Origin of the sequence: Providencia sp. PROV210, assembly GCF_028479445.1 — a bacterium.
GTDB lineage: Bacteria > Pseudomonadota > Gammaproteobacteria > Enterobacterales > Enterobacteriaceae > Providencia > Providencia rustigianii.
This window is the reverse complement of the sequence record NZ_JAMPNQ010000003.1, coordinates 278,731-292,501: the sequence shown is the minus strand read 5'-3', so window position 1 is coordinate 292,501 and position 13,771 is coordinate 278,731. Positions and strand designations below refer to the sequence as shown.

General features: G+C 40.0%; 12 protein-coding genes and 1 tRNA gene. 11 read left to right on the top strand and 2 right to left on the bottom strand.

The genetic code is table 11. The annotated features are described in order from the left end of the window. Positions 1-19: 19 nt before the first annotated feature. Entirely contained in the window at positions 20-724 is a 705-nt protein-coding gene (rsuA, locus tag PR761_RS01850) for a 16S rRNA pseudouridine(516) synthase RsuA (RefSeq protein ID WP_006815460.1), read from the bottom strand. A 222-nt stretch (positions 725-946) separates the two neighbouring features. Between rsuA and PR761_RS01845 the strand changes: the two genes are divergently transcribed. Together PR761_RS01845 and rplY are read left to right on the top strand one after the other, a co-directional pair. Then, complete coding sequence (locus PR761_RS01845; RefSeq protein WP_154611160.1) at positions 947-2,722, top strand: DEAD/DEAH box helicase; 1,776 nt, start codon at positions 947-949, stop codon at positions 2,720-2,722. 197 nt (positions 2,723-2,919) lie between these two features. After that, positions 2,920-3,201, top strand: coding sequence for a 50S ribosomal protein L25 (gene rplY / locus PR761_RS01840; protein WP_006815462.1), 282 nt, complete (start codon positions 2,920-2,922; stop codon positions 3,199-3,201). Between the two features lie 103 nt (positions 3,202-3,304). Here rplY and yejK read toward each other — a convergent pair whose 3' ends face one another. Further along, complete coding sequence (gene yejK / locus PR761_RS01835; protein WP_154611161.1) at positions 3,305-4,306, bottom strand: nucleoid-associated protein YejK; 1,002 nt, start codon at positions 4,304-4,306, stop codon at positions 3,305-3,307. 238 nt (positions 4,307-4,544) lie between these two features. Between yejK and PR761_RS01830 the strand changes: the two genes are divergently transcribed. From PR761_RS01830 to PR761_RS01790, 9 genes are all read left to right on the top strand, one after another. After that, positions 4,545-4,772 (top strand): YejL family protein, encoded by a 228-nt coding sequence (locus PR761_RS01830; RefSeq protein ID WP_039855328.1) that lies wholly within the window; start codon positions 4,545-4,547, stop codon positions 4,770-4,772. Positions 4,773-4,792: 20 nt separating this feature from the next. Next, positions 4,793-6,508 (top strand): LPS biosynthesis-modulating metalloenzyme YejM, encoded by a 1,716-nt coding sequence (yejM, locus tag PR761_RS01825; protein ID WP_039855330.1) that lies wholly within the window; start codon positions 4,793-4,795, stop codon positions 6,506-6,508. 95 nt (positions 6,509-6,603) lie between these two features. Continuing rightward, positions 6,604-6,680: transfer RNA gene (locus PR761_RS01820), tRNA-Pro, on the top strand. Positions 6,681-7,357: 677 nt separating this feature from the next. Then, a complete protein-coding gene (tssB, locus tag PR761_RS01815; protein WP_006815467.1) occupies positions 7,358-7,855 on the top strand; it encodes a type VI secretion system contractile sheath small subunit in 498 nt (165 codons plus the stop codon). Positions 7,856-7,874: 19 nt separating this feature from the next. After that, positions 7,875-9,419 (top strand): type VI secretion system contractile sheath large subunit, encoded by a 1,545-nt coding sequence (gene tssC / locus PR761_RS01810; protein WP_006815468.1) that lies wholly within the window; start codon positions 7,875-7,877, stop codon positions 9,417-9,419. 22 nt (positions 9,420-9,441) lie between these two features. After that, a complete protein-coding gene (tssK, locus tag PR761_RS01805; RefSeq protein WP_006815469.1) occupies positions 9,442-10,779 on the top strand; it encodes a type VI secretion system baseplate subunit TssK in 1,338 nt (445 codons plus the stop codon). After that, entirely contained in the window at positions 10,776-11,432 is a 657-nt protein-coding gene (gene tssL, locus PR761_RS01800; protein ID WP_154611162.1) for a type VI secretion system protein TssL, short form, read from the top strand. Before tssK ends, tssL begins: the two co-directional genes overlap by 4 nt. A 2-nt stretch (positions 11,433-11,434) precedes the next feature. Further along, complete coding sequence (locus tag PR761_RS01795) at positions 11,435-13,174, top strand: OmpA family protein (protein ID WP_195848297.1); 1,740 nt, start codon at positions 11,435-11,437, stop codon at positions 13,172-13,174. A gap of 2 nt (positions 13,175-13,176) precedes the next feature. Next, positions 13,177-13,668, top strand: coding sequence for an Hcp family type VI secretion system effector (locus PR761_RS01790; RefSeq protein WP_006815472.1), 492 nt, complete (start codon positions 13,177-13,179; stop codon positions 13,666-13,668). Positions 13,669-13,771: the final 103 nt, after the last annotated feature.

Sequence of the window (13,771 nt, the reverse complement as noted above, 5' to 3'; positions counted from 1 at the left end):
AACTCCTGCTATCTCACTATTAACGGGGAACAGTGATACTGTTAATTTCATCTTCAGTTAGAGGTCGATATTCTCCCGGTTCTAACTGTTCGTCTAGCCTGATTTCTCCGACTCGCTCACGATGCAGACCACAAACATGGTTGCCTACTGCTGCAAACATTCGTTTCACTTGGTGATAACGACCCTCACTGATAGTTAATAACACTTCACGAGGAGAGATAATTTCCAATTGAGCTGGCTTAGTGGGGCTTTTTTCACCATTTAGCATGACACCGATCTCAAACTTTTGAATAACATCATCCGTAATATCTTCACTTAACTGAACTCGGTAAGTCTTTTCGCAATGATGTTTAGGAGAGGTAATACGATGAGACCATTGTCCGTCATCAGTAAGTAATACCAATCCCGTGGTGTCTATATCTAAACGGCCAGCTGCATGCAATTTTTGAGTGACTGGCTCATCAATAAAATAAAGAATTGTGGGGTGCGTTGGGTCGTCAGTTGAACATACATACCCTTCAGGCTTATGCAGCATAAAATAACGAGGGCCAGTTATCTGTATGAGCACATTACCGTCATAAGATACTTCATTATCAGCACTAATTTGCATGGAACCTGATTTTACTACTTTATCGTCAACCGTGATATTACCAGCACGAAGCTCACGTGCTACCAAATTCCGGCTTATCCCTAATTGCTGGGACAAAAATTTATCCAATCGCATAGATTCTCTTAACTTGATGGAATGTCAGCGAGAGGTACAATAGCACCGTGCTGCCATAATATAGAACGAAAGATTACTGTGATTATTATCACATAATCAATTATATCAACAAGACGTAACAAGTGATAGCAAAGCAAAATTAACTCGAAAATTTAGACCTAGCCATGGCGCTAACTAAAATCTAACATTAATCATCCGCCTTTTTTAAAAAAACTGAATAATATGCCTGTAACTTTATCACCTAGTTTTACTCTGCGTCCTTATCAGCAAGAAGCGGTTGATGCAACAATTCACTATTTTCGCCGACATACTGAGCCAGCAGTCATTGTGCTGCCTACAGGAGCTGGAAAAAGTTTGGTGATCGCCGAGTTGGCTCGACTCGCTCGAGGAAGAGTCTTAGTTTTAGCTCATGTCAAAGAATTAGTAGAACAAAACCATGCAAAATACCTCACTTATGGTTTAAATGCTGATATTTTTGCTGCAGGACTCAATCGCAAAGAGTCGCAAAGTAAAGTTGTATTTGGTAGCGTTCAATCTGTTGCTCGTAATCTTACTGATTTTAATGATAAATTTTCATTAGTTATTATCGATGAATGCCATCGAATTAGCTTAAATGATAAAAGCCAATACCAGCAAATCATTCAAGCCTTACAAAATCATAACCCCACATTGCGTATTCTGGGATTAACCGCAACACCTTATCGTTTGGGTCATGGTTGGATTTATCAATATCATTATCATGGCATGATCCGCGGTGATGAAAAGTGTTTTTTTCGAGACTGTATTTATGAGTTACCACTGCACTATATGATTAAAAATAAGTATCTCGTTCCACCAGAAAGACTTGATATGCCCGTTTTGCAATATGACTTCAGTCAGATATCGATTAACCAGTCAGGTATTTTTAACGAACAAGAGCTTAATTTATCCATTAAAAAACAACAGCGTATAACCCCTAAAATTGTTGCTCAAATCGTAGAGTATGCTGCTCCATTACAGGGTTGTATGATTTTTGCTGCCACCGTTGAACATGCCAAAGAAATTCTATGTTATTTACCAAAGAATTGCGCAGCTTTAGTTACAGCAGAAACCCCTGCAAGTGATCGCGCCAATATTATTAATCAATTCAAAGATAAAAAATTACACTACTTAGTTAATGTCTCCGTTTTGACAACTGGCTTTGATGCCCCTCACGTGGATTTAATTGCCATATTACGCCCAACTGAATCTGTCAGTTTATACCAACAAATTGTAGGTCGAGGTTTACGATTAGATAAAGGAAAAACACAATGCTTAATCTTAGATTATGCGGGTAACCCCCATGACCTTTATCGCCCTGAAGTCGGTACGACTAAACCTAATTCAAGCAGTGTGCCAGTACAAGTCTTCTGTCCTTTATGTCAATTTGCCAATATATTTTGGGGGAAATGTACCTCAGATGGTCAAATTGTCGAGCACTATGGACGTCGCTGCCAAGGTTGGGAGGAAGATGAGCAAGGCAAAAAACAGCAATGCGAATTTCGTTTTCGATTCAAACAATGCCCACACTGTGGATCTGAGAATGATATAGCAGCCCGACGCTGCCATAAATGCCAAGAAGTTCTTAGTGATCCTGATGACATGCTCAAAGCCGCATTAAAACTCAAAGATGCGTTAATTTTACGTTGTGGAGGCATGGAGCTAATGCCAGGCAGCGATGCTAAGGGTGAATGGCTAAAAATCAATTATTACGATGAAGATGGTACCTCCATCTCCGAACGCTTTCGTCTGTCGACTCCAGCCCAGAAACGGGCTTTTGAGTACCGATTCTTACGTGAACATCATCGCGCTCCCGGAATTCCATTTAACTGGAATAATGCCAATGATATTATCTTGCAGCGATCATTATTACGTTACCCACAATTTATTGTGGCACGGAAAAAAGAGAATTACTGGGAGATTCGTGAAAAAATCTTTGATTATCAAGGTCGATTTAGAACTTCAACCCCACTAGCCTGACAACTAATTTTAATATAAATTAACTTTCTACTTGGCGGATAGTGATCTTAATGATTGCCCGTTGGGCATTTTTTCGTTAAACTGCGCCCGCCTTCGTATATCTCGCCTAGCGAAATAATTTTACAGGGCCAAATATCGAACCTGCTGCTGGGTCGCCTGTAGCAGGATTTTATTTTTTCTTTTATAGAGAAATTGTAATGTTAACTATCAATGCAATTGAACGTAAAGAGCAGGGTAAGGGTGCGAGCCGCCGCCTGCGCAGAGCTAACCAACTGCCAGCTGTCGTTTACGGTGGCAACCAAGAAGCTATCTCTGTTACTCTGAACCACGATGAAATTATCAACCAAGAAAGCAAAGCAGGATTTTACGATATTCTGAACTTGGTTATCGATGGTAAAGAAACTAAAGTAAAAGTTCAGGCTGTTCAACGTCACCCATTTAAGCCAAAAGTGACGCACATTGACTTCCTGCGCGCTTAATTAAAGCCCATAGCCGAGCTTTAGAGTTTTTCGGGACGCCGAGTAAATAACGCCGCAATTGCGGCGTTATTTATTTCTAGGACACTATTCTAGTCGTCAACGCTTATTTATTACCACGACGTTGTAATTGATCACGTAAATTAGGTGGTGTTCCTCTAATCGTTAATGTATCGGTGATAGGATCCCAAAAAATACGCTCCCCCATCAACATCGCATCAAAATTAATCGTTATTCCACCACCACTACCTGAAAATTTAGTGAGTTGCTTTAGCGTTCCTCTATCTGCGGGAAAGCTTTCTTCGAGTTGATAATCATTCTGACGAGTAAAGTCCTCAAAACTTTGATCCTCCAGTGTCGGTAACTCTTTTGATAATTCACTTAACTCTATTTCTTCACCAGATTGAAGCTGCTCAGTACAGTAGCTATGTACTTGCTGTCTATAAGCTTGGCGAGTATTTTTATCCATCTGAGCACTATCACAAAAATCATCTAATGCCTGAACAAGTCCCTTATTCTGTACTTTCGCATTTAATCCTTCAGATGCGGATAAAAAATCCATAAAGAAATCAGAAATTTTACGTCCAACTCGTCCTTTAAGAAAAGTTAAATAGCGCTTAGACTCTGGATTAGTTTCCCATTCAGTTAAATCAATACGTGCAACAATATCTGCATGAGGGATATCTAGATAATGAGTAGTATCTAAGTCCAGCGACTCAGTCACAAACATGCTATCGCAACTATTGAGTACCGCGATCAAAAGGTATTCCACCGCTAAATAACGGTATTGGCAAAATAGAACGATACCACCTTCTGCAAAGGGATATTTTGCCAACTCATCTTTTAATCGCACCGTCATTGCACGACTAAAACCTAAAAACTCTTCTTCGCCCTTGCGTAATAAAGATAAGGCCTCCGCAAGTTCACTATCTTCATTAAACTCACCAAATGCTTTACTCTTCGCACTATACACACGATGTAATTCTGCCATCATGTCTTGCACAACGTTATCTGTCGTTAATAACGAATCACGTAACATGACTTCTAAGGTCTGTTCATCTCGTTTAATCAACTGATGTAAAGCTATCTGGGTAATATCCAGACTCATTGTTGGCTCCTTTAACTCGCAGAAATAATGTCGCGTATTCAAACACTGAAATTATTCTGCTGCAACCTAAACTATCACTCGCCTCTTTTTTATCACTTTTATGGCGAACTATTATCCACTTCGATGATCTAAATAAGCATTATTATCAATTAAACGAAAATTTGTTTAAAGAATGAAGAAAAGTCACCCACAATGGGCTATTATATGGAGCTTTCATTAATTTAGGATGTCACAATTTATGCCACAATCATCTCGCTATAGTGATGAAAAAGTTGAAGGTTTACTGTCTGACCTTGTAAGTGTGTTAGAAAAAAACCATACTCCAGTAGATCTATCATTAATGGTGTTAGGCAACATGGTTACTAATCTGCTCAATACATCTGTCGCTCCGGCGCAGCGTAAAATGATTGCAGAGTCTTTTGCTAATGCATTAATTTCGTCTGTTAAAGAAGATAAATCACACTAATTGGTCGATAAATAAACAGCATGGTCACCCATCAGCGCTACCGTGATAAAGTCTCCAACATGATTGGCTGGGGACACTGGTTTGCACTATTCAACATACTACTTTGCCTCCTGCTAAGTAGCAGCTATCTGTTTATTTTTGACTGGCCAGATACGCTCGCTGGTCGCGTTTATGCTTTTGTCAGTTGGTTAGGTCATTTTAGCTTCGTAGTCTTTGCTACTTATTTGCTTATCATCTTCCCACTGACCTTTATTGTTATGTCTCAGCGATTACTTAGGGTCATCTGTGTTGCACTCGCCACTGCTGGGATCACGCTATTACTTTTTGATATTCGCGTTTTTAGCCAATTTGGTCTTCATCTTACTCCTCAAGTTTGGGATCTCGTTATCAATCCCGCTAAAGGGGAAATGGCACGTGAATGGCAGCTGATGTTTATCAGTATTCCTATCATTTTCCTCGTTGAGATGTTGTTTGCTACATGGAGTTGGCAAAAATTACGTAGCTTAAGTAGGCAAACTTTTGGCAAGCCACTTGCAGGAATTTTTATTGCGACGTTTGTTATGTCTCACTTAATGTATGCATGGGCTGATGCCAATTTTTATCGCCCTATTACCATGCAGCGATATAATTATCCCTTATCACAACCAATGACTGCTCGAAAATTACTCGACAGGTATGGACTTCTGGATTTAACTGAGCATCAAAATCGAGTATTCCAGCAAGGTAGCCCTACAGCCTTGAAACTACAATATCCGTTGAAGCCATTAAGCTATCAAGATCAAGGTACTGGCTATAACTTACTGTTGGTCGTTGTCGATGATTTAGGCAATGAGCGCCAACAAAAACAAATGCGTTCATTACAAGAATTCAAAGATATTAGTTCACAATTTACTAATCACTATACTACGGGACTACGCAATGATACGTCCCTATTTGGTCTGTTCTACGGAATATCATCAACCTATCTTGATAATATTCTTAATGGCCGGCACCCTTCAGTTTTGATTGAAGCATTACAGCATCAAGGCTATCAATTTGGACTATTCTCAACCGATGGGTTTAGTTCACCATTATTCCGTCAAGCAATATTGTCTGATTACTCCATGCCAGCAAAAGCAGCGGATAATGATAATCAAACTATCGCCCAATGGAATTTATGGCTAGATAATGTTAAACAAGGCTCACCTTGGTTCTCATTCTTGAATATTAAAGGTACTCCGGGAAGCCATGAAACAGACAATCAAATTAATCAAGTGATTGAAAAGCTAAAGCTTCAGAATAAACTTAACAACACCATTATTGTGATCACTGCAAATTATAATAATGATGGATCACAAGATACTGACTGGGTAAATAAAAAGCATTTCAATCGCGATAATATGCAAGTACCCCTGTTTATCTACTGGCCAAATACACCATCCCAGCAGATTGACAAGCTCACTAGCCATCAGGATATTATGACAACCATCATGCAACGTATGTTGCATGTCAACAACCAACCAGATGATTATAGCCAAGGTGAAGACCTATTTAGCCCCCAACGCACCTATCCTTGGGTAATTACAGGCGATAATAATGATGTTGTTATTACCACCAATCACTCCACTATGTACATGGATCGTAATGGTCAATTTAACATTTATGACCAGCAAGGTGCTGTAAACGAAAACGAAAAGCCAAACTTAGCTGAACTGTTGAAAATATTTACTGAACTCAAACGTTTTAATGAAAATTAATGTTTTAATTTTAACCATTCATCTTATTTCCATCTTGATTTTGCGGATGATTTGAGTAGTATATTTTGCCTGTGCAAGTCACATGATAGTGCAATCGGCATGTAGCGCAGCTTGGTAGCGCACGGTCATGGGGTGTCCGGGGTCGGAGGTTCAAATCCTCTCATGCCGACCAAATTCCTATAAAAAAACCAACCCAAAATGAAGTGCTCCCATAAAATTGGACTCTTCAAATAGGTTGGTTTTTTTATGTCTTAAATATCACCTTCCAACTTAAACTGATAGATAACGTAGGCTTTACTAATTAGACCAATAAGGTTTCTACTTCATCTACGTTTCCAAATAGCGAAATAAATCACAAATAGTGAAAAATGCTATTTTAATATGCCTGACCACATCCATGAAAAAATAAAAACTCAAATAGATTTAAACTCCAAAATTAATTATTAATTTAACCATTAATATTGAACATTATTCAAATAATTGATTTTATATCCATATAGTTCTATTAAAACCAACTTACACTCCATATGTGTAGGTATGTTTATATATTCTATTTTTCTTAAGAATATACCTAAAAATAAATAAATAGCCTTTCATCAATTCTTTTACAAAAAATAATAATCAATTGAAATAAAAGGATTTATTAAAATTCAACCTTTAAGTTACTGTAAATATACTTAAACTCATTACGTGTAAATCATCATAAAACATAAGAATTGTTGATTTAATTTAATTAAAGTTATATAAATGGAAAAGATCAAACTAAGTTAAATTTAAATTCAAACAGATAGATTATTTCGCAATAGATCGAACTATTCGCGAGTAAGGCTATTTTTAAAGGACTAGAAAATGTCAGATAGCTTCCAGAATGAAGTGCCAAAAGCACGCGTCAACATAAAATTAGACTTACACACTGGTGGTGCACAGAAAAAAGTCGAATTACCTCTGAAATTACTTGCAGTAGGAGATTACAGTAATGGGCAGGACAGCCGAGCGCTGTCAGAACGAGAAAAGATTAACATCAATAAAAATAACTTTAACAGTGTGTTGAGTGAGTTCACTCCAACAATAAATGTAACAGTTAAAAATACGCTTGCAGGTGATAACAGCGAAGAAAGTATTAAATTATCGTTCAAAAATATGAAAGATTTCGAACCTGAGCAAGTTGCCCGCCAAATTCCTCAATTACGAGCAATGTTAGCAATGCGTAATTTACTACGTGACCTCAAATCAAATCTACTCGATAACGCTACATTTCGCCGCGAACTCGAAAGTATCCTCAAAGATCCTGCGCTTAGTGATGAGTTACGTGAAGAACTAGCACAGCTAGCACCAAAAAAAGATTAATTTGGATTAATAAAGGATTATGCTGATGTCTGTAAAAACTGAATCTACCCAAAGCGCAACTGCAGTGCTCGATGACGCATCTAACCACGGTGTTTACGCTTCATTATTTGAAAAAATCAATTTAACTCCGGTCTCAACAATAACTGATATTAATGCTTTTCAAGATAACGCTGCACTTGCTGATGCCACTGCGGATGAACGAGTGACTGTTGCTGTGCAAGTATTTCTTAACCGTTTAAAATCATCTGGCCAAAAAGTTGAACGTTTAGACCGTAACCTGTTGGATCACCACATCGCTGAACTAGATAAACAAATCAGCCAACAACTTGATGAAGTTATGCATCATCATGATTTCCAAAAAGTTGAGTCCACATGGCGTGGTCTAAAATTCCTAGTTGATCGTACGGACTTCCGTCAAAATGTGAAAATTGAGCTTCTTGATATTGCTAAAGACGATTTACGTCAAGATTTCGAAGATAGCCCAGAAGTGATTCAAAGTGGTCTGTACCAGCACACCTACATCGCTGAATATGATACCCCTGGTGGTGAACCTATTGCAGCAATGATCTCAAACTATGAGTTTGACCGCAGCCCGCAAGACATTGCATTACTGCGCAGTATCTCAAAAGTCTCCGCATCCGCTCACATGCCATTTATCGGTTCTGTAGGTCCAAAGTTCTTTGGAAAAGAAACTATGGAAGAAGTTGCTGCAATCAAGGATATTGGCAACTATTTTGATAGAGCTGAATACATTAAATGGAAATCATTCCGTGATTCTGATGATGCTCGCTATATTGGGCTCACCATGCCCCGTGTTTTAGGGCGTCTACCTTACGGTCCAGATACTGTCCCAGTACGTAGCTTCAATTATGTTGAAGAGGTTAAAGGACCTGACCATGAAAAATATTTGTGGACTAATGCGACATTTGCTTTTGCTGCCAATATGGTAAAAAGCTTTATCAATAATGGCTGGTGCGTACAAATTCGTGGACCTCAAGCTGGCGGTGCTGTTAAAGATTTACCTATTCATCTCTTTGACTTAGGTACTGGTAGCCAAGTAAAAATCCCATCAGAAGTTATGATCCCTGAAACTCGTGAATTTGAGTTTGCCAATCTTGGTTTTATTCCTCTGTCCTACTATAAAAACCGTGATTACTCTTGCTTCTTCTCTGCTAACTCGGCACAAAAGCCAGCCTTATATGAAACTGCTGATGCAACCGCTAACAGTCGTATCAACGCGCGCTTACCTTACATTTTCTTATTGTCACGAATTGCTCATTATTTGAAGCTTATTCAACGTGAAAACATCGGTACCACTAAAGATCGTCGATTGCTTGAATTAGAACTCAATAATTGGGTTCGAGGTTTAGTGACTGAAATGACAGATCCAGGTGATGATTTACAAGCTTCTCACCCACTGCGTGATGCAAAAGTTGTCGTTGAGGATATCGAAGATAACCCAGGTTTCTTCCGAGTGAAATTGTATGCGGTACCACACTTCCAAGTAGAAGGTATGGATGTTGATTTATCACTAGTTTCACAAATGCCTAAAGCAAAAGCATAACGGAAATTAAAGGTCATTCAGGATGAAAATCTACCGTCCATTATGGACTGACGGGGCCTTTTTAGCCCCTCAACAATTTCAGCAACAAGCTCGCTGGGATAGCCATGTTGCAGAGGTCATTTCCCGTATGGAAATTGCTTCTCCATGGGGTGTTATTAGTACTGAATTTGATGAAAGTGCTCTTGCACTTTCTCGCCTCAGTGCACAAAATATGATCGTCCGCTTTCCGGATGGGACTCTTATTGATACCACTCTCGCAGATGCACTTCCTCCCGTTTTTTCTTTAAATGAATATGCTGAACGACAAACTTTAGATATCGTTTTAGCATTACCATTGATGTTAGCAAATGGCGGTAATCTGATTCCTGAAACAGGCACCGATCGTCCACGTCGATTTAATCAAGAATGGATAAAGGTCCAAGATTTGCTGGGCCATGAGCAGACGGACATCGCAGTGTTACGTCATATGGTAACCCTACGTTTAGCGCACGATGAAAATGCCGCATTCATGACTTGCCCTGTTGCAAGGCTAATACGGAATACACAAGGTGCATGGGTATTTGACACACATTTCATTCCTCCGCTCTTAGCTTGTAGTGGTAGTCTTGAGTTGGTCACCCTGCTCTCTGAATTCATGCATCGTCTAGTCGCTAAACGTCGCCGGTTAATGGCATTACGCCGTGAAAGTAATGAAAAAATGGCAGATTTTGTTGTCGCGGACGTTTCACTATTTTGGTTATTAAATTCCCTCAATAGCGCTGAACCTGTTTTAAATGAGCTTAGTGCATCACTAAGCCGACATCCTGAATTATTGTATAGGGAATTAGCCCGTCTAGCTGGAAGCCTATTAACTTTTTCCCTTGACCATCAACTTGACGATATTCCGTTATATAAACATGGTCACCCAGAGCAGGTTTTTCCTCCATTATTTACGCTCTTAAATACATTGCTAGAAGCGAGCTTACCATCTCGAGTCATTAGCATCGATCTCATAAAAGAGGGACCTTTCTGGAAAGGTCATCTCCATGATGGTCGATTACGTGAAGAAGCTGATTTTTATTTATCTGTACGTTCATCTTTACCAGCTCACTTGCTGATCACTCAATTCCCTTTACTGTGTAAAGCGGGTAGCAGTGATGATGTTGCAGACGTCGTAAATGTGGCATTAAATGGCATTCCATTGAAAGCTCTCAGCCATGTCCCAACCGCAGTTCCTCTCCGATTAGAAAATCAATATTTTGCGTTGGATATTGAAACGCCGGCAGGTCAGGCCATGTTGTCTTCAGGGCAGTGTGCGTTTTACGTCCCTAGCACATTAGGCGACATTCAATTAGAGCTATTCGCGGTACTTCGCTCATGAATAATCCAACCTCACACCATACTATCGACATGATTTTTGCACAAACATGGTTGATGGTTTGTCAGATCAATCAAGGAATATCCATCACTAATGGTGATGGATTTTACCGTCGTGTTTGCCAACTTGTGGATGAAACACGTCAAAAATTGCTAGAGCATGGGTATGCTGAATCCGCTGTTGAACATATGCAATATGCGCAATGTGCACTAATTGATGAAAGTATCATGAACCGCCAAACACGGGATGAAGGATATAACACTTGGATTCAATCCCCTCTCCAAGCTCGTTATTTCAATACATTAGAAGCTGGCGACAAACTATGGGATAGATTACGTAGCATCTTAAATGAAACAGCTCCTAATCCTGATGTTTTGCTGTGCTTTCATCGTGTTCTCACTCTTGGATTTGTCGGTAAATTTCGCCGTAAAGATGCCCCAGAACGTGAGCAAGTTATGGCTCAGCTCAACGTTCAATTGCCTGATTACTTAATCTCATCTGAATTACCTCTTGTGGTAAAACCTAAACTACGCTTTAGCCGTCGCCGACTTTATTGGCTAGGTTGGCTTTGCGGAATTCTATTACTCGCTGGTATGTGGTGGGGCTTTTCAGCGTCCTTAGAACAGTTGCTCCAACAATGGATGACACAAGGATAGTCATGCAAAACCCAATCAAACAGTGTCTGACGCTTTTTGCGACGGGTCTTTTCCTGTGGCTACTCTGGGGATTTTGGTCTCTGGGACAGACTGTCACCATTTTTATTTCAGTCTTAGTTTTAGCTCTCACCAGTGGAATATTATTTTGGCACTATAAACAGCGACGCCAAAATATCTCCACTGAACACGACTATACAGGTGCATTTCCTACGGATAATTATCAGGGACCCGTAATTTTAGTTTGCGGGCAATCACAGGCATTATTCCTTGATAATCAATTACATCGTGAAACTAGCCAAGGCTGGTATATTCATGTTTCTGCACCAACCGAATTAGCTAAGTTGGTGACTGCCTTAATCGAGTATGCTCCATCCTTATTAGGACAAATCTCTTTACTTTACACGGTGATACCTGAACAACTAACCCAGCAAGAAACATTTACTCAAGAATTACTTAATTGGCGACGTGCTATTGGCGAAAGCCGCCAGAAGACAGGTACTAAACTGCCATTTTGGGTAACTGTTTATATTTCCACTCCTCATCAACTAGATTCAACTTTTCGGGTCGACTATGAGCATACACCATGGATGACATTACTCAGTCATCAAAGTGAATTTCAAGTGGAGCAAGAGGGCACGATGTCAGCGCCCTACTCCTCATGGTTACCCGCACAAATTGGGCATACTGAGCAGAGTCTTCAACTTTCACTCTGGTTTGATCTTCTGCAAAGCTGGTTAAACCAAATCCTCATCCCTCAGCTGACAATGCCTCAAGCTGGAGCTCCAAAATTGATCCCTTCTGCATGGGCAATTCAGTGGATCAACATTTCCAGTCAACCAAACAATTTATGGCAACAATTTATTCAAGAAAAAACATCGTTACCTTTAGCCCTCTCAACTCAAGTAACTGATTTATTGCCATTACCTGATGTGATGCTACGTCGCTTAAAACACGACATTAGCCTGAGTCGTACAGAACGAACTGTTGGTGCTGTAGGTCTGCTCTTTGGTATTTTTCTCATTGGTGCGTTAGTAGGGAGCTATCATCATAACCAGCAACTTATTCGCCATATTGGCGAAGATACAAAACGATTTTTACAGCTCTCGGATAACCCTCTGGCGCCAAAACTCACTGCATACCAGCAATTACAGGAAGATGCAGTTCAGCTATCCCGTTGGGAGCGTGAAGGGATTCCAACAGCCTATTCATTAGCTCTCTACCAAGGAGAGCGTCTACTTCCTTACTTACATACTCTGCTCGGTAGCTGGGCACCTACACAACCTAAAATAATCCCTAATGCTCCTGTTTTAGCACCAGAAATGGTGACCCTCGACAGCTTATCTCTATTTGATGTGGGCCAATATACGCTGAAAACAGATGCAACCAAAGTGCTGGTAGATGCCTTACTGAATATCAAAGCCAAATCAGGCTGGTTGATTGTGGTCTCTGGCTATACCGACAATACCGGCAACCCAGAACTGAACCAAAAACTATCATTAAAACGCGCTGAATCTGTTCGTGATTGGATGATACAAACCAGCGATATTTCACCAACCTGCTTTGCAGTGCAAGGCTACGGGCAAAACAACCCAGTGGCTAGCAATGAAACATCCGAAGGTCGAGCTCAAAATCGACGTGTAGAAATTCGTCTAATACCGCAAGCCGAAGCTTGCCAATTATTGGACATCAAAACCGTGCCATCGATGGATGGTGGCACACATTCCCCACAAAAGGAGAAGTAACTATGGCAATCCCTGTTTATTTATGGCTGAAAGATGATGGCGGTGCTGAAATCAAAGGTTCTGTCAATGTACAAGACCGTGAAGGTAGCATTGAAGTTGTCGCTCAAGACCATAACCTTTATATCCCAACAGATAACAATACCGGGAAATTAACGGGTACTCGCATCCATACTCCATTCATTTTCGTAAAAGAAATTGATGCTTCAAGTCCTTATCTTTACAAGGCCGTGACCACTGGTCAAACCTTGAAAGAAGCTGAGTTCAAATGGTACCGCATTGATGATGCAGGACAAGAAGTCGAGTATTTCAATACTAAACTTGAAAATGTCAAAGTCGTGAAAGTAGCACCAAAAATGCACGATATCAAAGACCCAAGCAAAGAGAAGCACAACCATCTCGAAGAGATTGAGCTGCGCTACGAAAAAATCACGTGGACATACAAAGACGGCAACATCATTCATTCTGACTCTTGGAATGAACGCGCTACCGCATAATTAATCCCAGCAGGCGTTTTAGCGCCTGCTTTTTTATTGCACATATTGTGCAAACCTGACTCGCACAAAATCGACTTTGTCATTAAACACAGAATACTGCGCC

Excerpts from the sequence above, each read along its gene's own strand:
- rsuA (WP_006815460.1), bottom strand. The coding sequence starts at position 724 with ATGCGATTGGATAAATTTTTGTCCCAGCAATTAGGGATAAGCCGGAAT.
- PR761_RS01845 (WP_154611160.1), top strand. The coding sequence starts at position 947 with ATGCCTGTAACTTTATCACCTAGTTTTACTCTGCGTCCTTATCAGCAA.
- rplY (WP_006815462.1), top strand. The coding sequence starts at position 2,920 with ATGTTAACTATCAATGCAATTGAACGTAAAGAGCAGGGTAAGGGTGCG.
- yejK (WP_154611161.1), bottom strand. The coding sequence starts at position 4,306 with ATGAGTCTGGATATTACCCAGATAGCTTTACATCAGTTGATTAAACGA.
- PR761_RS01830 (WP_039855328.1), top strand. The coding sequence starts at position 4,545 with ATGCCACAATCATCTCGCTATAGTGATGAAAAAGTTGAAGGTTTACTG.
- yejM (WP_039855330.1), top strand. The coding sequence starts at position 4,793 with ATGGTCACCCATCAGCGCTACCGTGATAAAGTCTCCAACATGATTGGC.
- tssB (WP_006815467.1), top strand. The coding sequence starts at position 7,358 with ATGTCAGATAGCTTCCAGAATGAAGTGCCAAAAGCACGCGTCAACATA.
- tssC (WP_006815468.1), top strand. The coding sequence starts at position 7,875 with ATGCTGATGTCTGTAAAAACTGAATCTACCCAAAGCGCAACTGCAGTG.
- tssK (WP_006815469.1), top strand. The coding sequence starts at position 9,442 with ATGAAAATCTACCGTCCATTATGGACTGACGGGGCCTTTTTAGCCCCT.
- tssL (WP_154611162.1), top strand. The coding sequence starts at position 10,776 with ATGAATAATCCAACCTCACACCATACTATCGACATGATTTTTGCACAA.
- PR761_RS01795 (WP_195848297.1), top strand. The coding sequence starts at position 11,435 with ATGCAAAACCCAATCAAACAGTGTCTGACGCTTTTTGCGACGGGTCTT.
- PR761_RS01790 (WP_006815472.1), top strand. The coding sequence starts at position 13,177 with ATGGCAATCCCTGTTTATTTATGGCTGAAAGATGATGGCGGTGCTGAA.